Source organism: Dactylosporangium darangshiense (assembly GCF_039537565.1).
Classification (GTDB): Bacteria; Actinomycetota; Actinomycetes; order Mycobacteriales; family Micromonosporaceae; genus Dactylosporangium; species Dactylosporangium darangshiense.
On the sequence record NZ_BAABAT010000004.1, the window covers coordinates 136,831 to 157,278 of the forward strand.

General features: G+C 73.0%; 22 protein-coding genes. 13 read left to right on the forward strand and 9 right to left on the reverse strand.

Annotated elements, in window-relative coordinates; all coding sequences use genetic code 11:
- Window positions 1–2 precede the first annotated feature (2 nt).
- Together ABD901_RS10455 and ABD901_RS10460 are read right to left on the reverse strand one after the other, a co-directional pair.
- Window positions 3–767: an NUDIX hydrolase gene (locus tag ABD901_RS10455; protein ID WP_345123852.1), complete on the reverse strand. Its 765-nt coding sequence runs from the start codon at window positions 765–767 to the stop codon at window positions 3–5.
- A 9-nt stretch (window positions 768–776) separates the two neighbouring features.
- Window positions 777–1,217, reverse strand: coding sequence for a hypothetical protein (locus ABD901_RS10460; protein WP_345123854.1), 441 nt, complete (start codon window positions 1,215–1,217; stop codon window positions 777–779).
- Between the two features lie 18 nt (window positions 1,218–1,235).
- Here ABD901_RS10460 and ABD901_RS10465 point away from each other — a divergent pair, with 18 nt between their 5' ends.
- The 3 genes from ABD901_RS10465 to ABD901_RS10475 are packed head-to-tail and all read left to right on the forward strand — an operon-like array spanning window position 1,236 to window position 4,445.
- On the forward strand, window positions 1,236–2,213 hold the full coding sequence (locus ABD901_RS10465; RefSeq protein ID WP_345123856.1) for a Gfo/Idh/MocA family protein: 978 nt from the start codon (window positions 1,236–1,238) through the stop codon (window positions 2,211–2,213).
- 49 nt (window positions 2,214–2,262) lie between these two features.
- Window positions 2,263–2,589 carry a type VII secretion target gene (locus ABD901_RS10470; RefSeq protein ID WP_345123858.1) on the forward strand — a complete coding sequence of 109 codons (327 nt, stop codon included), beginning with the start codon at window positions 2,263–2,265 and terminating at the stop codon, window positions 2,587–2,589.
- Window positions 2,586–4,445, forward strand: a complete 1,860-nt coding sequence (locus tag ABD901_RS10475) for a M91 family zinc metallopeptidase (protein WP_345123861.1) — start codon at window positions 2,586–2,588, stop codon at window positions 4,443–4,445. Before ABD901_RS10470 ends, ABD901_RS10475 begins: the two co-directional genes overlap by 4 nt.
- Before the next feature lie 6 nt (window positions 4,446–4,451).
- Here the strand turns inward: ABD901_RS10475 and ABD901_RS10480 are convergent, their stop codons facing one another.
- Window positions 4,452–6,605, reverse strand: coding sequence for an ATP-dependent DNA helicase (locus ABD901_RS10480; RefSeq protein ID WP_425556676.1), 2,154 nt, complete (start codon window positions 6,603–6,605; stop codon window positions 4,452–4,454).
- Between ABD901_RS10480 and ABD901_RS10485 the strand changes: the two genes are divergently transcribed.
- Window positions 6,558–7,058, forward strand: a complete 501-nt coding sequence (locus tag ABD901_RS10485) for a DUF402 domain-containing protein (protein ID WP_345123863.1) — start codon at window positions 6,558–6,560, stop codon at window positions 7,056–7,058. The two genes, ABD901_RS10480 and ABD901_RS10485, sit on opposite strands and share 48 nt — an antisense overlap.
- Here the strand turns inward: ABD901_RS10485 and sigJ are convergent.
- Window positions 7,041–7,910 carry an RNA polymerase sigma factor SigJ gene (gene sigJ, locus ABD901_RS10490; protein WP_345123865.1) on the reverse strand — a complete coding sequence of 290 codons (870 nt, stop codon included), beginning with the start codon at window positions 7,908–7,910 and terminating at the stop codon, window positions 7,041–7,043. The genes ABD901_RS10485 and sigJ overlap by 18 nt on opposite strands.
- Window positions 7,911–8,313: 403 nt before the next feature.
- Here sigJ and ABD901_RS10495 point away from each other — a divergent pair, with 403 nt between their 5' ends.
- Window positions 8,314–8,940, forward strand: coding sequence for a DUF47 domain-containing protein (locus tag ABD901_RS10495; RefSeq protein ID WP_345123867.1), 627 nt, complete (start codon window positions 8,314–8,316; stop codon window positions 8,938–8,940).
- A 2-nt stretch (window positions 8,941–8,942) separates the two neighbouring features.
- On the forward strand, window positions 8,943–9,959 hold the full coding sequence (locus ABD901_RS10500) for an inorganic phosphate transporter (RefSeq protein ID WP_345124586.1): 1,017 nt from the start codon (window positions 8,943–8,945) through the stop codon (window positions 9,957–9,959).
- On the opposite strand, the gene ABD901_RS10505 is transcribed toward ABD901_RS10500, so the two are convergent.
- The gene (locus ABD901_RS10505; protein ID WP_345123869.1) at window positions 9,933–10,307 is read right to left on the reverse strand and encodes a hypothetical protein; all 375 of its coding nucleotides are present in this window, start codon (window positions 10,305–10,307) and stop codon (window positions 9,933–9,935) included. The two genes, ABD901_RS10500 and ABD901_RS10505, sit on opposite strands and share 27 nt — an antisense overlap.
- Before the next feature lie 111 nt (window positions 10,308–10,418).
- On the opposite strand from ABD901_RS10505, the gene ABD901_RS10510 reads away from it, so the two are divergent.
- From ABD901_RS10510 to ABD901_RS10520, 3 genes are read left to right on the forward strand one after another with little or no spacing between them, the layout of a single operon-like run.
- Complete coding sequence (locus ABD901_RS10510; RefSeq protein ID WP_345123871.1) at window positions 10,419–11,618, forward strand: sensor histidine kinase; 1,200 nt, start codon at window positions 10,419–10,421, stop codon at window positions 11,616–11,618.
- Complete coding sequence (locus ABD901_RS10515; protein ID WP_345123873.1) at window positions 11,618–12,274, forward strand: response regulator; 657 nt, start codon at window positions 11,618–11,620, stop codon at window positions 12,272–12,274. The genes ABD901_RS10510 and ABD901_RS10515 overlap by 1 nt, the downstream gene beginning before the upstream one ends.
- Window positions 12,275–12,285: 11 nt before the next feature.
- Window positions 12,286–13,110 (forward strand): EI24 domain-containing protein, encoded by an 825-nt coding sequence (locus tag ABD901_RS10520; RefSeq protein WP_345123875.1) that lies wholly within the window; start codon window positions 12,286–12,288, stop codon window positions 13,108–13,110.
- Here the strand turns inward: ABD901_RS10520 and ABD901_RS10525 are convergent.
- From ABD901_RS10525 to ABD901_RS10535, 3 genes are read right to left on the reverse strand one after another with little or no spacing between them, the layout of a single operon-like run.
- Entirely contained in the window at window positions 13,070–13,828 is a 759-nt protein-coding gene (locus ABD901_RS10525) for a maleylpyruvate isomerase family mycothiol-dependent enzyme (protein WP_345123878.1), read from the reverse strand. The two genes, ABD901_RS10520 and ABD901_RS10525, sit on opposite strands and share 41 nt — an antisense overlap.
- Window positions 13,829–13,887: 59 nt before the next feature.
- Entirely contained in the window at window positions 13,888–14,637 is a 750-nt protein-coding gene (locus ABD901_RS10530; RefSeq protein ID WP_345123879.1) for a class I SAM-dependent methyltransferase, read from the reverse strand.
- Between the two features lie 6 nt (window positions 14,638–14,643).
- Window positions 14,644–15,399: an SDR family oxidoreductase gene (locus ABD901_RS10535; RefSeq protein WP_345123881.1), complete on the reverse strand. Its 756-nt coding sequence runs from the start codon at window positions 15,397–15,399 to the stop codon at window positions 14,644–14,646.
- 125 nt (window positions 15,400–15,524) lie between these two features.
- On the opposite strand from ABD901_RS10535, the gene mshA reads away from it, so the two are divergent.
- The 4 genes from mshA (at window position 15,525) to ABD901_RS10555 (ending at window position 20,115) form a co-directional block, all read left to right on the forward strand.
- Window positions 15,525–16,826: a D-inositol-3-phosphate glycosyltransferase gene (gene mshA, locus ABD901_RS10540; protein ID WP_345123883.1), complete on the forward strand. Its 1,302-nt coding sequence runs from the start codon at window positions 15,525–15,527 to the stop codon at window positions 16,824–16,826.
- Window positions 16,823–17,320, forward strand: coding sequence for a type III secretion system chaperone family protein (locus ABD901_RS10545; RefSeq protein ID WP_345123885.1), 498 nt, complete (start codon window positions 16,823–16,825; stop codon window positions 17,318–17,320). Before mshA ends, ABD901_RS10545 begins: the two co-directional genes overlap by 4 nt.
- Window positions 17,321–17,335: 15 nt before the next feature.
- Window positions 17,336–18,814, forward strand: a complete 1,479-nt coding sequence (locus tag ABD901_RS10550) for a glycosyltransferase family 39 protein (protein WP_345123887.1) — start codon at window positions 17,336–17,338, stop codon at window positions 18,812–18,814.
- Between the two features lie 296 nt (window positions 18,815–19,110).
- Entirely contained in the window at window positions 19,111–20,115 is a 1,005-nt protein-coding gene (locus ABD901_RS10555; RefSeq protein WP_345123890.1) for an alpha/beta hydrolase family protein, read from the forward strand.
- Here ABD901_RS10555 and ABD901_RS10560 read toward each other — a convergent pair.
- A complete protein-coding gene (locus tag ABD901_RS10560) occupies window positions 20,112–20,435 on the reverse strand; it encodes an STAS domain-containing protein (protein ID WP_345123892.1) in 324 nt (107 codons plus the stop codon). The two genes, ABD901_RS10555 and ABD901_RS10560, sit on opposite strands and share 4 nt — an antisense overlap.
- Window positions 20,436–20,448: the final 13 nt, after the last annotated feature.

A 20,448-nucleotide genomic window follows, 5' to 3' on the forward strand; every position in this document is an offset into this window, starting at 1 on the left:
GATCACGCGGTGGGGCGGATGGCGTCGGCCGGGTTCCGGGCCGGCGCCGCCGCCAGAACCGCGTCGATGCCGCCCGCACCGGCGAGCTCCAGCAATGTGTACTGCGTGGGCGGCAGCATCGTGTAACGCCCGTCGGCGGCCTCTCCCGGCGCGCACCACACGGTGTCGTCGGCCTCGCCGCCCACGTCGCGCGGCACCTGCCCCTTCGGCAGCACGGCCACGAAGAAGTACGTGTCGAAGCGCCGGGGCTCGAACTCCGGCGTGATCCAGCGCGACCACGGCACCAGCAGGTCGCTGCGCAGCACCAGGCCGTTGCGGTCGAGGAACTCGGCGAAGCCCAGCTCCCGCGCGATGAGCGCCAGCCGCGCCTCCTCCCAGTCCGGCCCGCTCACGTCGCCGACCACGGTGTCCGGGTCGGGGCCGGCCAGCAGGACGCCGGACTCCTCGAAGACCTCGCGCACCGCCGCGCACACGACCGAGCGGGCGACCGACTCCTCGAGCCGCAGCCGCGCCGCCCAGTCCCGCGGCGCCGGCCCGGCCCAGCCCGGGTGGACCGCGGCGTCGCGCGGATCGACGCCGCCGCCCGGGAAGACGTACATCGACGCCGCGAACGTCATCGTCGCCACCCGGCGGATCAGGTAGGCCTCGAACGGCTCCCGCAGCAGCACCACGGTGCTGGCCAGGCGCGGCTCCACGGGCACGCCGCCGCGCTCGGCGAAGCGCCGGGCCTGCTCGGCGAGGGCGGGCGGAAGCTGAAACTCGACCATCAGCCCAACTTACGGCGTCGCCTCGTGCCCCGGACGGCCGTGGGTGCGCCGGCGCTCCTTCATCTCCGCCTCGTACAGGTGCCGCCGCCCGCCGACGAGCTGCTCGCGGGCGGTGCGGTCCAGCTCGCGGAACAGCGCGTAGTACCCGTCGTCGAACTCCTCGACGAGCTGGAACGTCCAGCGGCCCTCGATGACGTTGCGCCCGAGGAGCTCGGTGCCGACCCGCTCGGCCAGGTCGTCGTGCCCGGCCGCGCGCAACAGGTCCACCGCCTCGTCGAGCATGAAGTCGGCGTGGCCGATCAGCTGGTGCAGGTCGTACAGGCGGCCGCGGGCCCGCTCCACCGTCTCCAGGGCCTCGCTGAGCTTGCCCAGGGCCTCGACGGTCTTGTCGGAGACGCCGGCGGGGCGGCGATGAGCCTCGCCCGGGCCATCGGTTGCTGATCTGCTCACCTGCCTAAGCTACGTCGCATGAGCGATCGCATCCGCTGGGGCATCCTGTCGACCGGCTCCATTGCCGCCACGTTCGCCGAGGACCTCCGGCTGTTGCCGGATGCGGAGCTGGCGGCGGTCGGCTCTCGCAGTACCGAATCCGCGGAAAGGTTCGCCCGGGAACACGGCGCGGCCAGGGCGCACGGCTCGTGGCAGGCCCTTGTCGAGGACCCGGGCGTGGACGCGATCTACGTCGCCACGCCGCACAGCGCGCACTACGAGGCCACCATGCTGGCACTGCGGGCCGGCAAGGCGGTGCTGTGCGAGAAGCCGTTCACGCTCGCGGTCGCCGAGACCGAGGAGATGATCGAGACCGCGCGGGCCGGCGGCGTGTTCCTCATGGAGGCCATGTGGATGCGCTGCATCCCGGCGATCCGCAAGATGGTCGAGCTGGTGCGCGACGGCGCGATCGGCGAGCCGGTGTCGGTGCACGCCGACTTCGGCATGCACGGCCCGTTTCCGGAGACCTCCCGGCTGCGCGACAGGCGCCTCGGTGGCGGCGCCCTCTACGACGTGGGCATCTACCCGGTGACGTTTGCGCACCTCTTCCTCGGCACGCCGGCGACGGTCCAGGCCTGGGCGCGGATGAGCGACGGCGGCGTCGACGAGAACACCGGGATGCTGTTCGGCTACGACGGCGGCGCGGTCGCGGCGCTGACCTGCTCGCTGTTCGGCGACACCCCGCGGCGCGGCGCGGTCACCGGCACGCTCGGGCGCATCGAGGTCGAGCGCGACTTCTTCCACCCGGCCTCCTTCACGCTGTGGCGCGACGGCGCGGCCGAGGTGTTCGAGCTGCCCTACGAGGGCCGCGGCTACCAGTTCGAGGCCGCCGAGGTGCACAGCTGCCTGCGCTCGGGCCTGCTCGAGAGCCCGCTGGTCCCGCTGTCGGAGACGCTGGGCATTCTGCGCGTACTTGACGACATTTCCGGAATTATCGGACTTGACTATTCCAACTGAAGGCTGAACGGGGCGGACGCAGCGTCCCGGCGTCGCTACCGTCCGCCGTATGTCTGACGAAGTCCGGGCCGAGCCCGACGCGCTGATCGGGCTCGCCGACGCCTGCCTGACCGCCGCCGACGACCTCGGCGCCCACTACCGCTCCGGCCTGCGCGACCTGGTCCCGGCCGCCGCCGCCTTCGGCAACACACGCGCGTCGGACGCGACGGCCCGGACCGCGCGGGAGGCGCGCGCGGCCGCCGAGACGGCCGTGCGCGACCACGTGGACATCCTGGAGGGCGACGCCGACCGCCTGCTGCAGGCGGCGTTCGCCTACCGCGCGGCCGACGAGCGGTCCGGCCGCCGGCTCGACGGCTCGCGGCGGGCGCCCGCATGAGGGCCGCCGACCAGATCGACGTGGCCGACGTCTGGGACCTCGCGGCACGGCCCGAGGCGTTCGGCCGGGCCGCGCTGGCGTGGCGGGGGATCGGGGCCGATGCGCGGTCGGCTGGCGAGACCCTCGATCGCGCCGCGGCGCCCGTCGTCGGTGGCGCGTGGCAGGGAGCGGCGGCCGAGGGGTACCGGGCGCAGTACCGCCACCTCGCCGAGAGCCTCGAGGAGCTGACCCGGGCGGCCGAGGACACCGCGGCCGCCTTGGCCGGGGCGGGGGCTCTGCTGCGCGGCGGCCAGGAGCAGCTCGACCGGGCCTGGGAGCGGGTGGCCGGCGCGGTGGCGCATCGCCGCGGCGGCGGGACCGTGACGTTCCGGCCGGCCGACGAGGGGCAGGCCGCCGCCGTCCGGGCGGCGATCGACGCCGCCGGCGCGGTGCGGGCCGACGTGGAGCGGGGCCTGGCAGACCAGGACGCCGCGCTCGCCCGCGCCAGGGCCGCCTGGCGGATGCTCGGCGACGAATGGACACTGCGGCTGACCGGGGTGATACCGGTGTGGACGCCGCCAACGGAGACGGGCCTGGACTGGCAGCGCGTCGGGGACCTGTTCGTCGTGCAGACCGGCGCCGAGGCCGACTCCGTGATCGTCGAGGACGGCTACGTGGTCCTGGGCCGCGAGCGGGTGGCGATCCCGGCCGGCACCCGGCTCGTGCTGCGCACCGGCGCGGGCGCCGACACCGTGTCGGTGACCTCGCGGGCGGGCGCGACGGTGCTCGGCGGGGACGGCGACGACCGGCTGGACGGCGGCGACGGCGACGACCGGATCATCGCCGGCCAGGGCGCGGACCTGGTCCGGGCCGGCGCCGGCGACGACCGGGTCAGCCTGGGCCCGCTCGACCCGCACGGGGCCGCGCGCAAGGACACCGAGGAGGGTGCCGACCTCGGCGCCGGCGACGACCTGCTCTGGGGCAGCCACGGCAACGAGTCGGACCGCGGCGGCGAGGGCGCCGACGTCCTGCTGGGCGGCGACGGCAACGACTACCTCGACGGCGGCGCGGGCGGCGACACGATCACCGGCGGCTCCGGCGGCGACACGCTCTACGGCCTCGGCGGCGACGACGCCCTGCTCGGCGACGACGGTGCCGACTACCTGGAGGGCGGCGCCGGCGCCGACCGCCTCGACGGCGGCGCGGGCCGCGACGTGCTCTCCGGCGGCTCCGGCGACGACCTGCTGGACGGCGGGGAGGGCGCGGACGCGCTGTACACGGGGGAGGGCCGCGACACCGTCGACGGTGACGGTGACGGCGACACGGTCTACGGGCAGGGCGAGGACGCATCCGGCTGCGCCGAGCGGCTCGTCGCCACCCCGACCGGCGGCGACCTCGTCGACTGGGTGCGGATCGGCGGCGACGAGGAGTACCGGCAGCGGGTGCGCGCCGACCTGGAGCTGCTGGCCGCCTCGCCGGACGGCCGCGCGATGCTGGCCGCGCTGCACGACAGCGGCGCGCCGCTGAGCATCGAGCCGACCACCGACCACAACGGCTACGCGCCGGTCCCTGTCGACAGCCGCACGGTCATCCAGTACAACCCGGCCTTCCAGGACCTGCCCAGCGGACTGCGCATGCCACCCGTGGTGGTGCTGTTTCACGAGATGGCCCACGTCTACGACTACGACCACGGCACCGACGACTGGAGCGACTACCGCAACTCCAAGGCGCCCGACGACACGAAGGTCGTCGAGCGCCAGGCGGTGGGGCTGCCGATCGACGAGCAGGACCGGCTCGACCCGCGGCACCCGCTCGAATACACCGAGAACGGCCTGCGCGCCGAGATGGGCCTGCCCCGTCGCGACTCGTACCGTTAGCCGCCGCTACGAGGTGGCCAGGCGCTGCAGGGCGCCGCGGACGACGTCGGGCTTCGTGGTGTACCAGAAAGGGGGGAGCGACTTGCGCAGGAACGGGCCGTAGCTCGGCGCGTGCTCCAGCCGCGAGTCGAGGACCGCCACGACGCCCTTGTCGGCCCGCGAGCGGATCAGGCGGCCGACGCCCTGCGCCAGGCGCACGGCGGCGATCGGGACGCTCACCGCGGCGAAGCCGGAGCCGCCGGCGGCCTGCACGGCGTCGGAGCGGGCCGCGGACAGCGGCTCGTCGGGGCGCGGGAACGGCAGGCGGTCGATGATGACGAGCTGGCAGGCGTCGCCGGGCACGTCCACGCCCTGCCACAGCGACATGACCCCGAGCAGGCAACTGTTGCGGTCCTGGCGGAACTTGCGGACCAGGATCGGCAGCGCCTCCTCGCCCTGCAGCAGGATCGTGATGCCGGGCGTGCGGGCGCGCAGCACCTCCGCGGCGCGCTCGGCCGCCTTGCGCGAGGAGAACAGGCCCAGTGCCCGCCCGCCGAGCGCCTGCACGAGCTCGACCATCTCGTTGGCGGCGGGCTCGGACAGGCCCGACGTCTGCGGCTTCGGCAGGTGCGCCGCGACATAGAGGATGCCCTGCTTGGCGTAGTCGAACGGCGAGCCGACGTCCAGCGACGTCCAGGCGAGCCCGGCGGTGTCGCGGGCCTCGTCGGCCCGCACGACGGCCGCGCGGGCCTCCTCGGCCGGCGTGGGGGCCTCGACGGGGCGCTCCACGGCGACGGGCAGGCCGAGGGCGCGGGCCACGGTCTCGAACTGCCCGCCGAGGGCCAGCGTCGCCGAGGTGGCCACGACCGTGCGCTCGCTGAACAGGTGGGTGCTCAGCGTGCCGGCGACCGACAGCGGCGCGATGACGACGGCGCGCCGGCCGCGCTCGTCGCGCTCGACCCAGGTCACGTCGTGCTCGGCGTTGGCGATCATGCGCTGCGCGATCTTCGTCAGGTCGGCGACCATGGTGCGGGCCTGCTGCTTACGGACCGGGTCGGCGTCGTCGGCGCGCACCTCGCCGATCGCCTCGACGGTCTTGCGCCCGCCGCCGTCGAGCAGCGTCAGCGCCTCCAGCAGCACATCGGGCAGGGCGCCGACGACCCGGCCGGCGGGCACCTCGGCCAGCGCAACGGTGAGCACGTCGCCGGCCTCCATGAGCCGGTCGGCGACCTCGTCGTCGACATAGGGCCGGCACCGTCGGGCGGCCCGCTCCAGCAGCTCCGGCGTCAGCTCGGCCTGCGAGGCGGAGCTGACCCGGTCGGCAAGCTCGTGCGCCTCGTCGACGACGAGCAGCTCGTGCGGAGGGATGATCTGCCGGCCGGTGAGCATGTCGACGGCGAGCAGGCTGTGGTTGGTGACGACGATGTCGGCCTCGCGGGCCCGGGCGCGGCTGGCCTCGGCGAAGCACTCGGCGCCGTAGGGGCAGCGCTGTGCGCCGACGCACTCGCGGGCCGGCATGGAGACAAGCTTCCACGCCCCGTCGTCGACGCCGGGGTCGAGCTCGTCGCGGTCGCCGGTCTCGGTCTCCATCGCCCAGTCGCGCAGCCGGTCGATCTGCTTGCCGAGCCGGCCCGCCTCCCCGAGCCACTTCGTCGGCTTGGCCTCGCCGACGTCGAACAGCCCGTCGTCGGGCTCCTCGGCCGACGTGCCCTCCAGGCGGGCCAGGCAGACGTAGTGGTGGCGGCCCTTGAGCACGGCGAAGGTCGGGCGCCGGCCCAGCATCGGCTCGACGGCGTCGGCGAGGCGCGGCAGGTCGTGGTCGACGAGCTGCGACTGCAGGGCGAGTGTGGCGGTCGACACGACCACCGGCCCCTCGACGAGCAGCGAGGGCACCAGATAGGCCAGCGACTTGCCGGTGCCTGTGCCTGCCTGGACCAGCAGGTGCTCCTCCCGCTCGACCGCCGTCTCGATCGCCTTGGCCATCGTCTGCTGTCCGGGGCGCTCGGCGCCGTCGGGCACCGCGCCGACGGCGGCGCCGAGCAGGTCGATCACTTCCGGTCGGGCGCGACGGGTCTGAGGGGAGGCTGTCACGTTCGAGCACGCTACCCCCTGCGTACGACAGAATCTTTTCCCATGAAGCGTGTCCGGGTGGTCTGGCGCAAGTTCGACGGATCGTTGCATTGGAACTACGAGACCGACCTGCTCGGCGAGGACGAGCACGGCATCTGGCTCGGCGCGGGCACGGGCACCCCGGTGCACCGCGGCACCACCTCGACGGGCCCGGTCGAGTCCCCGCACGTGCTGCTCTTCCCCCGCGACGCGTGGTGGACGGCGTGCTTCAACGCCGAGCCGCACCGCGTCGACATCTACTGCGACATCACGACGGTCGCGCACTGGCCGAGCGAGACCGAGGTCACCGCGATCGACCTCGACCTCGACGTGATCCGCCGCCGCAGCGGCGAGGTGATCCTGGCCGACGAGGACGAGTTCGCCGCGCACCAGATCCGCTACTCCTACCCGGCCGACGTCATCGCCGAGGCCCGGGCCAGCGCCGACTGGCTGATGTCGGCCGTCGCCGACCGCCGCGAGCCCTTCGGCACGGCGTGCCACCGCTGGCTAAAGCTCGTCGGGTAGCTTCTGCGGGTTGAGCTGGTTGTAGACGCCGGTGATCCGCCCGTCGGGGTCCACCGCGAGCGTGGTCGCGGCGATCAGGGCGCCGCCGCCGCGGACCAGCAGGCCCAGGTCGCCGTTGACCAGCACCGGCTCGATCGTCCAGCCGTCGCGTTCGGCGCGGCGGAAGAGCCCGGCGACGAGCCGGGCGACCGCGTCCGCGCCGAGCACCGGCCGCCGGGCCGCCGAGGCCAGGCCGCCGCCGTCGCCGAGCGCCACGACGTCCGGCGCGAGCACCTTGACCAGCGCGTCGAGGTCGCCGTCGCGCGCCGCGGCGGTGAAGGCGGCGAGCGCCTCGGCCTGGCGGGCCCGGTCGGTGGTGTGCCGCCGCTCGCCCGCCGCGACCGCCCGACGGCCGCGCGAGGCCAGCTGCCGTGCATTTTCCGCGGTGGTACCAAGGGTGCTCGCCACATCGGCGAAGGGCACCCCGAAGACGTCGTGCAGCACGAACGCGACCCGCTGCTCCGGGCCCAGCGCGTCGAGGACGAGCAGCAGCGCGAAGCTGACGCTCTCGGCCAGCGCCACCGTCTCCGCGGGGTCGGCGCCCTCGTCCGGCATCCGCTCGATGATCGGCTCGGGCAGCCACGGCCCGACGTAGGCCTCCCGCCGCACCCGCGCCGAGCGCAGCTGGTCCAGGCAGAGCCGGCCGACGACGGTGGTCAGCCAGGCGCGCAGGTCCTCGACGGCGGAGGTGTCCGCGGCCTGGTAGCGCAGCCACGCCTCCTGCACCGCGTCCTCGGCGTCGGCCCGCCGGCCCAGCATCCGGTACGCGACGCCGAAAAGGTGCCCGCGGTGCTCGAAAAACGCGTCCGTCACACACCCAATTCAACCAGCGTGCGAAATGCGCGTTAAATGCCATTTTGGCCACGCACGACGCCTTGGCCTCCGCTGCCGCCGGAATCGTGGGCCTCACGGCGAGCGGGTTGCCGGCGCCGACGTCCGGCCGGACGGTGCTGACCCGCCGGCCACGCGTGTCGCCGGCAACCCGCTCGCTGGAGCCCGGTTCCTGTGCCGCCCGGCGCGGCGGACCTACGAGCACCGTGCGGCACCGGTCCGGTACGCAACGGAACGGGCGACCCCGGTGGAGTTGAATCATGGGTGAACGTAAGATGAACCGCCAACCGGCGAGGGGCCGCGGTGCGGCAATCACGCGCAAGGAGACTTAGCATTCTCGGTTCAAGCGTTTCCCGGGCTTCCTGCTGATGTTTCGAGGTTTACTGTGCGGTTCAGGCTGCGTCCCAGCGACGATTCGTTCTACGAGTTCTTCAGCCGCGCTGCGCAAAACCTCGTGAAGGGCACGGACCTGCTCTCCGAGCTCGCGCTGCCCGGTGTGGACGTCGCGTCGGTGAGCGAGCGCCTGGTCGAGGTCGAGCACGACAGCGACGCGATCACCCACGAGCTCTACAAGAAGATCAACTCGAGCTTCATCACGCCGTTCGACCGGGAGGACATCTACCGGCTCGGCTCGCAGCTCGACGACGTGATGGACCACCTCGAGGCGGTCGGCAGCCTGCTGTATCTCTACGGCCTCACCAAGCTGCCCGCCCTGCCGCGCGAGATCCACGAGATCGTCAAGGTGCTCGACCAGCAGTCCCGCCTCACCGCCGAGGCGATCCCGCGGCTGAAGTCGATGAAGGATCTCGAGCAGTACTGGGTGGAGTGCAACCGCCTGGAGAACGAGGGCGACAGCGCCTACCGCATGGCACTCGTGCGCCTGTTCTCCGGCGAGTACGACGCGCTGACGGTGCTGAAGATGAAGGAGGTCGTCGACGAGCTCGAGGCGGCCTGCGACGCCTTCGAGCACGTGGCGAACACCATTGAGACCATCGTGGTCAAGGAGTCCTGACCATCGGCTCGCAGTTTGCCGCCGTCCTCGCCGTCGTCGTGGTGGCGCTCATCTTCGACTACACCAACGGCTTCCACGACGCCGCCAACGCCATCGCCACGTCCGTGTCGACCCGGGCCCTCAGCCCGCGAGCCGGGCTCATCATGGCCGCGCTCGGCAACTTCATCGGCGCACATCTGGGCGGCCACGTCGCCAAGACGGTCGGCGGCGGGATCATCGCCCCGCCGAGCGGCCTGACCGGTCTCGGCGTCGTCTTCGCCGGCGTCGTCGGGGGCATCGCCTGGAACCTCATCACGTGGTACTACGGGCTGCCGTCCTCCTCCACGCACGCGCTCTTCGGCGGCCTCGTCGGCGCCGCGCTCTGCGCCGCCTGGCTGGGCGCCGACGCGAAGGTGCTGTGGTCCGGCATCTTCGACAAGGTCATCGTGCCGATGGTCGCCTCGCCGCTGACCGGCTTCGTGCTCGGCGCCGTGTTCATGGTGGCCCTCGCGTGGCTGTTCCGGCGCGGCAACCCGCGCCGGCTCAACCGCGGCTTCCGCCGGGCGCAGACCGTCTCGGCCGCCGCGATGGCCGTCGGTCACGGCATGCAGGACGCGGCCAAGACGATGGGCATCATCGTGCTCGCCCTCTACGTCGGCGGCTATCAGTCGAGCACGAACGACATCCCGGAGTGGGTGTTCCTGGCCTGCTCGACGGTGCTGGCCCTGGGCACGTACTCCGGCGGCTGGCGCATCATCCGCACCCTGGGCCGCAAGGTCATCGACCTGGACCCGCCGCAGGGCTTCGCCGCCGAGACGGTCGCCGCCGGCGTGCTGTTCACCACCTCGCAGCTGGGCCTGCCGATCTCGACCACGCACACCATCACCTCGGCCATCATGGGCGTCGGCGCGACCAAGCGCCTCTCGGCCGTGCGCTGGCAGGTCGCCGGCAACATCGTCATCGGCTGGGTGCTGACCTTCCCCGGCGCCGCCCTGATCGCGGTGCTGGCGTACCTACCGGCTCGTCTCCTGTTCTCCTGACGGCGACGTCCGGAGCCGGCGGGCGCCGCGGGGCAGGGTGAGGATCACGCCGAGCAGGAGCAGGCCGCACACGACCTGTTCGAGCTTCAGCCACAGCGGGAACGGACCCGGCACGGCGACGATGACGGCGATCGCGATCGTCATCACGATCGAGACGATCCGCAGGCGGCGCACGTCGCCGCGCAGCGCGAAGACGTTCGTGAGCGCGGCGCTGCCGACGACGATCGAGCCGCGGACCCACACCGCCTCGTTCACCACGGCGGCGTGGTGGCGCAGCACGATGATCACGGCGAGGGTCAGCAGGCTGAGGCCGAAGTAGCCGGCGGCCAGGATTCGTGGGGTTCGCATGCCGTACAGGCTCGCCGCGGCGGGCCTCCGCGCGCATCGGCGCGGCGGTAGAGACGGCGTCTCCAACCACGGTTGGATGTGGCCGGCCCGCCGGGCGGGTTGAATGGGCCCGTGGCCGGTGACAACACATCCGCGCTCGCCGCCCTCGACGCGGGGCGGGCACAGCACGCCGCCGTCGTGCGCTGGCTGCGCCCCCTCGCACCGCTGGTCATGGCCGTCGTCGTGTGGTCGGCCTGCACCAGCGAACCCACGCCGGCGCTGTCCGGGTCCGGCCGGCCGGTGCTGATCGCCCTGATCGCCTTCGTGCTGTCCGGCGCCGGCGCCGTGACCACCCTGGCCCTGTCCGGCGCCGGCGCCACCCGGAGGGGGCCGCGCCGCGCGCACATCGCCTGCGTGGCCGCCCTGCTGGCCGCCTCGGCCGCGCTGGTGTGGCTGCAGCCCGACGGCGTCGGCGTGGCCGGCATCTTCGTCGGCCTGTCGTTCCTGGCGCCGGTGCTGCGCGGGCACATCTGGGTCCCGGTGATCGTCGTGTCGCTGGTGCTGCTGGCCGTCGCGGTCACCGCCGCCCGGCACGAGCCGCTGACCTCCGCCGTGCTCGACGCGGTGATGGTCGGCGCCTTCTACGGCATGCTCGTCTTCGCCACCCGCCTCGGCCAGGCCAACCGGCAGGCCGAGCGCCTGGTCGAGGAGCTCGAGCGGGGCCGCGCCGCGCAGGCCGAGGCGGCCCGCCTCGCCGAGCGGCAGCGGCTGGCCCGCGAGATGCACGACGTGCTCGCACACTCGCTGTCCGGCCTCATGCTGCAGCTGGAGGGCGCCCGGCTGCTCGCCGCCCGCTCGCCCGACGACCCGCGGCTGCCCGCCGCGCTCGAGCGGGCACAGCAGCTGGGCCGGGCCGGGCTCGACGAGGCGCGCCGCGCGATCGGGTTGCTGCGCGATGCCGACCTGCCGAGCCTGTCCGCGCTGACCGCCGGCTTCGCCCGCGACCACGGCGTGCCGTGCGCGTTCGATCAGGAGGGCCCGGAGCGGGCGCTGCCGTCGCCCGCCCAACTCGCCGTGTACCGCGTCGCGCAGGAGGCCCTGACCAACACGGCCAAGCACGCGCGGCCGTCGCGGGTCGCGGTGCGGCTGGAGTACCACTCCGACGCCGTCCGGCTGACCGTCGAGGACTTCGGCGAGCCGCCGCCCGCGCCGAGCCCCGGCATCGGATACGGTCTGACCGGCATGCGGGAGCGTGCGGAGCTGCTCGGCGGCACCCTGCAGGCCGCCCCGACGGACACGGGCTTCCGTGTGGAGCTGGAGGTTCCGGCCTAGTGGCGATCCGGGTGCTCGTCGCCGACGACCAGCGGGTCGTCCGGGAGGGGCTCGCGCTCGTGCTCGGGCTGCTGCCCGACGTGGACGTCGTCGGCGCGGCCGCCGACGGAGCCGAGGCGGTGACCCTCGCGGAGCGGCTGCGGCCCGACATCGTCCTCATGGACCTGCGCATGCCGCGCTGCGACGGGGTCGAGGCGACCCGGCGGTTGCGGGAGCGGGCGCCGGACGTCCGCGTGATCGTCCTGACCACGTACTCCGACGACCGCTCGGTCCTCGACGCGTTGCGCGCCGGCGCGCGCGGCTACCTGACGAAGGAGGCCGGCGGTGAGGAGATCCGCGAGGCGCTCTTCCGGGTCCTGGACGACGGTGCGGCGATCGATCCTGCGGTACAACACCATCTGCTCAACGCCATCGCGCAGCCCGGCGCCGTCGCCGCGCCGCCCGGCCCGCCGCCCGACGGGCTCACGCCGCGCGAGGCCGAGGTGCTCGGGCTGATCGCGGCCGGGCTGTCCAACCTCGAGATCGCCGGGCGCCTGCACATCAGCGAGGGCACGGTCAAGAGCCACATCAACCACCTGCTGGCCAAGATCGACGCGCGGGACCGGGCGCAGGCGGTCGCCTATGCGTATCGCCACGGGCTGGCGTCGCACCGGTAGGCTGCGTGCCTGTGGCACAGGGACAGGTGAAGACGGCGGGATCGGACTTCGTCACCGGGCTGCGGCTGCTGGGCCGGGGCTTCAAGCGCTACGGCGCCAACCCCCGCTTGCTGCTGCTCGGCGCCATTCCGGCGGTCATCACGTGCGCGCTGTTCGTCGTCGGGTGGGTCTTCCTCATCCTGTACATCGACGAGATCGCCTCCGCGCTGACCTGGTTCGCCGACGACTGGTCCGACGGATGGCGGCGGCTGGTCGAGGTCGGCGCGGGCGCCGGCGTCCTCGTGGTGGCGGCGCTGATCTCGGCGCTCACGTTCACCGCGCTGACCCTGCTCATCGGCGACCCGTTCTACGAGGTCATCTCCGAGCGCATCGAGGAGGGGCTCGGCGGCACGCCCGGCGCGGTCAACCTGCCGTGGTACCGCACGCTGTGGCCCAACCTCGTGGACTCGATCCGGCTGATCACGCTCGGCATCGTGATCGCCATCCCGCTGTTCCTGCTCGGGTTCGTCCCGGTCGTCGGCCAGACCGTGGTCCCGGTGCTCAACGCGATCGTCGGCGGGTGGCTGATCACCGTCGAGCTGACCGGCATCCCGTTCAACCGCCGCGGGCTGCGGCTGCGCGACCGGCGCAAGATCCTGCGGGCCAACCGGTCGATGGCGCTCGGCTTCGGCATCCCGGTGTTCCTGGTCCTGCTGCTGCCGATCGTCGCGATCATCGTCGTGCCCGCCGCGGTCAGCGGCGCGACGCTGATGACCCGGCGGCTGCTGGGCCTCAACATCGACGCGGTGCCGCCCGTTACGCCAGCAGGCCTCGTAGAAGGGTCCCGTCCCCGCTGACCAGCAGCGTGTCGAAGGGGACCCGGCCCCACAGGGCGAGCGCCAGGTCGCTTGCCGGGCCGCTCGCCGTCGCGCGCTCGTGGTGGTCGTCGTCGTCGAGCAGGGTGTCGGTGTCGAGCAGCGCGAGGCCGGCGCCGCGCAGCCTGACGTACCACACCTGATCGACGTCCGTGGCGTGCAGCGCGATCATGCCGGCGCGGTCCTCGGGGCCGCTGCGCCGCCCCGAGGGCAGCCACGAGTCGAGGACCTCGGTGACGTTGTCGCTGGCCAGGCGCGCCTCGATCGGCTCGGCCAGCCCGCCGGCCATCTGCGCGTCCCAGCGGTGGATCGCCGTCTCGTGCGCCATGCGCCGGTGCCAGAACGACGCCTTCTTCGCCTGTGGCGCGAAGTTCCAGGCCGGCAGGTCGGGATCGACGGCGTCGAGCGCCGCCACGACCTCGGTGAACGCGTCGTTCCACGCCGTCGCCGGGTCAACGCCCTCCGGCGGCGGATCGGTGCGCCGCGGCTCCGGCCGGTCGAGCACGCCTCGGGCGACGTGGCCGGCGACGTAGGTGTACACCAGGCTCAGATGCCACGCGAGCTCGCCGAGGCTCCAGCCCGGACAGCTCGGCACGGGCGCCTCGATGGGCGTGCCGCTGTTGAGGGCGGCCCGGAATGCGTCGCCCTCGGCGCGCAGTGCCGCGAGCCAGATGTCCTTGGTGAGCTGAGGTTTGCTCATAGCCAACAAGATTAGGGCACCGGCCGATGCGTCCGCGGCGCGCCGAGCCCGCGATCCGGTCAGCCAGGTGACACGGCCGAGTACGGCACCGTCACCTCGCCCAGCCGCCAGCGGGCCGGGCGGTCGAGCACCGGCCAGCCCGCCTCCCGGGCCGACTCGACGGCCCGCCGCCAGCGCTGCCGCGGCCCGAACACCGACAGCGGCGCCGCCGCTTGCCAGCCCGCGTCCAGGGCCGCCAGCAGCGCGTGGATGCGCTCGCCGGGGACGTTGTGGTGAATGAGCGCCTTGGGCAGCCGCTCGGCCAGCGTGCCGGGCGTGTCGAGCGTGGCGAGGCGGGCGGCCAGGGTCAGGCTGCGCGGGCCGGCGGGGGAGACCAGCACCCACGCGGCGAGCCGGCCTAGCTCGTCGCAGGTGCCCTCGACGAGCAGCGCGCCCGTCGCCGTCATCGCGGCCCATGCGGCGGGCACGTCGACCTCGTCGTACTGGCGCAGGACGTTGAATGCGCGCACCAGCGTGGGCCGCAGCCCGGCCAGCTCGAAGCCGCCGAGGCGGAAGTCGAGGCCCTCCGTCGCGAAGGGCCGGGCGGCGGCCACCCGGGCCGGGTCGATCTCCAGGCCGACCACCGGCACGCCGAGGCGGGCGTGCAGCTCGATCGCGGTGATCGGCGAGGCGCCGTAGCCGAGGTCGACCACGAGCGGGTCCGCCGCCCGGCGCAGGGTGCCGCCGAGCGTCGATGCGATCCAGTTGTCGACCCGGCGCAGGCGGTTGGGGTTGGTGGTGCCCCGTGTGATCGACCCGACCGGCTTCACGTCGCCCTACAGGACCCGGTGCACCTTGTGCTGGGCCGCCTGCGCGAGCGGGCGCACCACGAGGCGGTCGATGTTGACGTGGTGCGGGCGGGTCGCGGTCCACGCGATGCAGTCGGCGATGTCCTCGGCGACGAGGGGCTCGGCGACGCCGGCGTACACCGCGGCGGCCTTCTGCGCGTCGCCCTCGAACCGCTTGAGCGCGAACTCGTCGGTGCGCACCATGCCGGGGTCGATCTCCACGACGCGGATCGGGCGGCCGTTGAGCTCCAGGCGCAGCGTCTCGGCGACGGCGGTCTGTGCATGTTTCGCGGCCGTGTACCCACCGCCGCCCTCGTAGACGACCAGCCCGGCGGTGGAGCTCAGCACCACGATGGTGGCCCGGCCCGAGCGCTCCAGCAGCGGCAGCAGCGCCTTGGTGACCCGCACGGTCCCGAGGACGTTCACGTCGAACATCCACAGCCAGTCGCCCAGGTCGGCCTGCTCGACCGTCTCCGCGCCGATGGCCCCGCCGGCGTTGTTGACCAGCAGCTCCACGGTGCCGTCCAGCGCGCCGACGGCCTCGGCGAGGGCGGCGACGGACTCGTCGGAGGTCACGTCGGCCGCCACTGCGGTCGCCGACTTGAGCCCGGCGACCAGGTCGTTGAGCCGGTCCTCGCGGCGCGCGACGGCAACGACGTGGAAACCCTCGGCGTCCAGCCGGCGGGCGGTGGCGGCCCCGATGCCGCTGGAGGCGCCGGTCACAACAGCGATACGAGTAGACATGTGGCCATCCTGCACGAAAGGGCCCGAAAGTCAGTGACGAACGCAACGGTGGGTAGACGGCCGCCCGCGAGGGAACATGGACGGTTGGGAGGATGTAACCCCCCGGCAACAGACAGGAGCACGACGTGGCGCGGGTCGACTCGCTGCACGGCCATACCCCGCAGGCCCGCCGTTCCCTGCCCAGGCGCGTCGCCACGCTGTCGGTGCACACGTCGCCGCTGGACCAGCCGGGCACCGGTGACGCCGGCGGCATGAACGTGTACATCGTCGAGGTGGCCCAGCGCCTGGCCCGGGCCGGCGTCGAGGTGGAGATCTTCACGCGCGCGACCACGAGCGAGCTGCCCCCGGTCGTCGAGATGGCGCCCGGCGTGCACGTGCGCCATGTGATCGCCGGGCCGTTCGAGGGGCTGGCGAAGGAGGACCTGCCCGCGCAGCTGTGCGCGTTCACCGGCGGCGTGCTGCGCGCCGAGGCGGCCCGGCCCTACGGCTGGTACGACCTCGTGCACTCCCACTACTGGCTCTCCGGCCAGGTCGGGTGGCTCGCCAAGGACCGGTGGGGCGTCCCGCTGGTGCACACCGCGCACACCCTGGCCAAGGTCAAGAACCACCTGCTCGCCGACGGCGACAAGCCCGAGCCCAAGGCCCGCGTGATCGGCGAGGAGCAGGTCGTCGCCGCGGCCGACGGCCTCGTCGCCAACACGCCGGCCGAGGCCGAGGAGCTCATCAAGCTCTACGACGCCGACCCGCGCAAGGTCAGCGTCGTCCCGCCCGGTGTCGACCTCGAGCGCTTCACGCCCCGCCCGCACCGCAAGCGCGCCGCCCGCGAGCGCTTCGGCCTGCCGCTGGACGCACACGTGGTCGCCTTCGCCGGGCGCATCCAGCCGCTCAAGGCCCCCGACGTGCTGCTGCGCGCCGCCGCCGAGCTGCACGCCAGCGACCCGAAGCTGCTCGTGGTCATCTGCGGCGGCCCCAGCGGCTCCGGCCTGGACCGGCCCACCGCACTCATGGACCTCGCCCGCGCCCTCGGCATCGCCGACATCGTGCGCTTCCTGCCGCCACAGTCGCGCGACTCGCTCGCCGACCTGTTCCGCGCCGTGGACGTCGTCGCCGTGCCCAGCTACAACGAGTCGTTCGGGCTGGTCGCGATCGAGGCGCAGGCGTGCGGCACCCCGGTCGTCGCGGCCCGCGTCGGCGGCCTCGCCACCGCCGTGCGCGACGGCGTCTCCGGCCTCCTCGTCGACACCCACCGCCCGGCCGACTGGGCGGCGGTCCTCGGACCCCTGCTGGCCGAGCCGGCCCGGCGCGCGGCGCTGTCGCTCGGCGCGGTCAGCCACGCCCGCGAGTTCTCCTGGGCCCACACGGCCAGCGGCCTGCTCGCCGCCTATCGCGACGCCCTGGCGTTCCACCGGGAGGCGGTGGCGGCGTGACCGCGAAGCCGGAGATCGCCGCCCTCATCGAGCGGGTCGCCACCGAGCGCGAGATCGCCTGGGAGAGCACCGGCGACCACGCCTACGTGGTGACCCTGCCCGGCACGCACAAGCAGAAGACCAACTGCAACCTCATCGTCGGCGAGCACGCGCTGCGCATCGAGGCGTTCGTCATGCGCCACCCCGACGAGAACCGCGAGGCGCTGTGGGAGTGGCTGCTGCAGCGCAACGCCCGCATGTACGGCGTCGCCTTCAGCGTCGACGCCAACGGCGACGTCTACCTGGTCGGCCGGCTGCCGCTGCACGCGGTCACCGAGGACGAGCTCGACCGCCTGCTCGGCGCGGTGCTGACCTACGCCGACGAGAGCTTCGACCCGATGCTGGAGATCGGCTTCGGCTCGGCCATCCGCCGCGAGTGGGAGTGGCGCGTCAAGCGCGGCGAATCCCTCGACAACCTGCGCGCATTTACGGACTTCGTAAATCGCGCGGGGTAGTTAGCATTCACGGGTGTGATCGAGCGATCCCCCCTTGCGTGGAAGCCCGTCGGCGCTGTCGCCGGCGGTGCGGCGCTGGCTCTGCTGCTCACCATCAACCGATACGACTATCACCGCGACGAGCTGTACTTCCGCATGGTCGGGGCCCACCCCAAGTGGGGCTACGTCGACCAGCCGCCGTTCACACCGCTGCTGGTGAACCTGTGCACGCAGGTCTTCGGCGACACCGTGTGGGCGATCCGCATTCCCGGCGTGCTGTTCATCGCGGCCGCCTCGATCCTGCTCGCCTTCGTGGCGCGGGAGATCGGCGGCGGTGCGCTGGCGCAGAGCCTGGCCGCCGCGGGCGTGTGGACCACCTTCCCGCTCACGGCCGGGCACATCACGATCACCGCGGCGCCCGACCTCGTCATGTGGCTGCTGGTCATCCTGTGCCTGATGCGCGCCCTGCTGCGGGAGCGGCCGCGGTACTACCTGCTGGCGGGCCTGTTCGCCGGGCTGGCGCTGTACAACAAGCATCTCGTGATCCTGCTGCTGCTGACGTTCGCGGCCGGGCTGCTCGTCGTGGGGCCGCGCAAGGTGCTGCTGTCCAAGTGGCTGTGGGCCGGGGCGGGGATCGCGGTAGTGGTGGGGCTGCCCAACCTGCTGTACCAGATCGCCAACGACTTCCCGCAGATCTCCATGGCCGGCGCGCTGGCCAAGAACAAGGGCGACGATGCCCGGATCACGCTGGTGCCGTTGCAGCTGCTGTGGCTCGGGCCGCTGTTCGTGCCGGTCTGGATCGCTGGGATCGTGACCCTGCTGCGCCGGACCGAACTGCGCCCGGTGCGGGCGTTCGCGATCGCCTATCCGCTGATGATCGTGGTGCTCTTCGTCATCGCCGGGCAGCCGTACTACAGCTTCGGCCTCCTGGCCGCCCTGTTCGCCATCGGCGCCGTGCCGACCGTGCGCTGGCTGCGCGAGAGCCGGGCCCGGCGCGGGCTGCTGCTCGCAGCGGTCGTCGTCAACTGCGGCGTGGCCGTCCTCTCGTCGCTGCCGGTGCTGCCGATCACGGTCATCGCCAAGACGCCGATCCCTTCGGTCAACATCGGCATCGCGGACGAGATCGGATGGCCGCAGTACGTGGCGCAGGTCAAGGCGGTCTACGACGCGCTGCCGGCCGAGGACAAGGCGCACGCGGTCCTGTTCGCCGGCAACTACGGCGAGGCCGGCGCCCTGGACCGCTACGGCAAGCCTCAGGGCCTACCGGATGTCTACAGTGGACAGAACGAGCTGTGGTACCTCGGCCCGCCGCCCGAGTCGGCGACGGTCGTGGTGTGGGTGACCGAGGGCGACGGCCCGCTGCACCAGACGTACTTCGGCTCGTGCGAGACCAAGGCCGCCCTCGACAATGGTTACGGCGTGGACAACGAGGAGCAAACAGCTCGCGTCTACGTCTGCCGCGATCGGAAGCTCACGTGGGCTGAGCTGTGGCCGAAGGCCCAACATTTCGATTGATTTCGATTATTTCGGGTGTGTGAGCGAGCCGACAGCGCTGTTACTTGTCGCTCGATTCATCGCCCGCGTAACGTCGGCTTCGGATCCGGCGATTCCTGAAGTTGGGGAGCGGCGGGGGTGTTCGGGCCGAAAGGCCCACTCGCGGTGACGTGTCCGGGCGGGGCGCGTCACTGCAACCGGCGGCACACAGCGGGTGCCGTGGACTGGGGGTGCACCGCACCCGCTGCCGCCGGGCGAGTTCGAAACTTAAGGCGCGCGTAAAGACGCGCCCGGCTCGACAGCCGTAATTTCCTCGCATGCGCGTTGCGCCCATGCGTCTTCTCGCCGCCACCATTCTTCTGGCGGGTCTCGCCGGATGCGGCAGCAAGGCAGCCGACGGTTCGACGCCGGCCGACGCGGAAGCCGCACCAACCGTCTCCACCGATGTGCTCGGCGGTGCGTCCGTCGATCCTGGGGAGTCCGGGCTCAGCGGGCTGTCGGCCGCGGGGGCCTCTGCGGGCGCGACGAAGACCGCGGGCGGCGCATCCGGGAAGGCGCCGACGCAGACGTTCGCCGTCGCCACGGCGCAGTTCACGTTCACGCGCGCCGGGCGGACATTGCGGACCATGGTGCTGTACCCGAAGACCGCCGGCCGCTACCCGCTGGTGCTGTGGAGTCACGGGCTGCACGGGTCGCCGGAGGGGTACCAGGGCGTCACTCAGAAGATCGCCGCCGCCGGCTTCGTCGTCGCCGCGCCCGCGTACCCGTTCACCAACGACAAGGCCAACCCGTTCAACCAGAACGACATGGCCAACCAGCCCGCCGACGCCTCCGCCGTCATCACCGAGGTCCTCAAGCTCGACGCGCAGGCCGGCTCGCCGCTCGCCGGCCGCATCGACACCGCCCACGTCGGCGCCGCCGGCCACTCGGCGGGCGGCTACACCACCGCCGGCCTGCTGTCCGGCAACACCCGCGACGCCCGCCTCAAGGGCGCGATCATCGTCTCGGGCGGCTCCATGGGCGGCAAGTTCTCCGGCGCCGCCACGCCGGTCCTCTTCATACACGGCGACGCCGACGCCACCGTGCCGTACAGCAGCGGAAAATCCCTCTACGACGCCTGCACGTGGCCGAAGGCGTTCCTGACGCTGCTCGGCGGCGACCACGGCGCGGCGCTGTGGGGCACCACCCCGGCCGCCACCGCGGTCACGAAGACCACCCTCGACTTCTTCCGCTACAGCCTCTACGGCGACGCCTCGGCCCGCTCCCGCCTGCGCTCCGACGCCACCGCCGCAGGCGCCGCGAAGTACGACGGCACCCTCTAGGCGCGCGGCAGGGCGAAGACGTCCAGCAGGCCCGTCAGCTCCAGCTGGGCGTACGCCAACGGGCGCGGGTTGCGCAGACGCAGGGTGCAGCCGGCGCCGTTGGCGAGCTTCCAGCAGCTCACCAGGGCGCCGATGCCGGCCGAGTCCAGCAGGGTGACGGCGTCGAGGTCCAGGACCAGGGCGTCGGGCCGGAAGACCGGCAGCACCGCCTGCACGGCCTCCGTGACCTGCTCGCGGGTGGCGATGTCCAGCTCGCCGGCCAAGCGGATGACGACCGTGTCCGGTGATGTTGGCTCCAGGGTCGCCGACAAGCCGTCCAAGTCACGCCTCCCG

Excerpts from the sequence above, each read along its gene's own strand:
- ABD901_RS10485 (WP_345123863.1), top strand. The coding sequence starts at position 6,558 with ATGAAGCGTGTCCGGGTGGTCTGGCGCAAGTTCGACGGATCGTTGCAT.
- ABD901_RS10480 (WP_425556676.1), bottom strand. The coding sequence starts at position 6,605 with ATGCAACGATCCGTCGAACTTGCGCCAGACCACCCGGACACGCTTCAT.
- ABD901_RS10475 (WP_345123861.1), top strand. The coding sequence starts at position 2,586 with ATGAGGGCCGCCGACCAGATCGACGTGGCCGACGTCTGGGACCTCGCG.
- ABD901_RS10535 (WP_345123881.1), bottom strand. The coding sequence starts at position 15,399 with ATGTCTACTCGTATCGCTGTTGTGACCGGCGCCTCCAGCGGCATCGGG.
- ABD901_RS10465 (WP_345123856.1), top strand. The coding sequence starts at position 1,236 with ATGAGCGATCGCATCCGCTGGGGCATCCTGTCGACCGGCTCCATTGCC.
- ABD901_RS10525 (WP_345123878.1), bottom strand. The coding sequence starts at position 13,828 with ATGAGCAAACCTCAGCTCACCAAGGACATCTGGCTCGCGGCACTGCGC.
- ABD901_RS10455 (WP_345123852.1), bottom strand. The coding sequence starts at position 767 with ATGGTCGAGTTTCAGCTTCCGCCCGCCCTCGCCGAGCAGGCCCGGCGC.
- ABD901_RS10555 (WP_345123890.1), top strand. The coding sequence starts at position 19,111 with ATGCGCGTTGCGCCCATGCGTCTTCTCGCCGCCACCATTCTTCTGGCG.
- ABD901_RS10505 (WP_345123869.1), bottom strand. The coding sequence starts at position 10,307 with ATGCGAACCCCACGAATCCTGGCCGCCGGCTACTTCGGCCTCAGCCTG.
- ABD901_RS10470 (WP_345123858.1), top strand. The coding sequence starts at position 2,263 with ATGTCTGACGAAGTCCGGGCCGAGCCCGACGCGCTGATCGGGCTCGCC.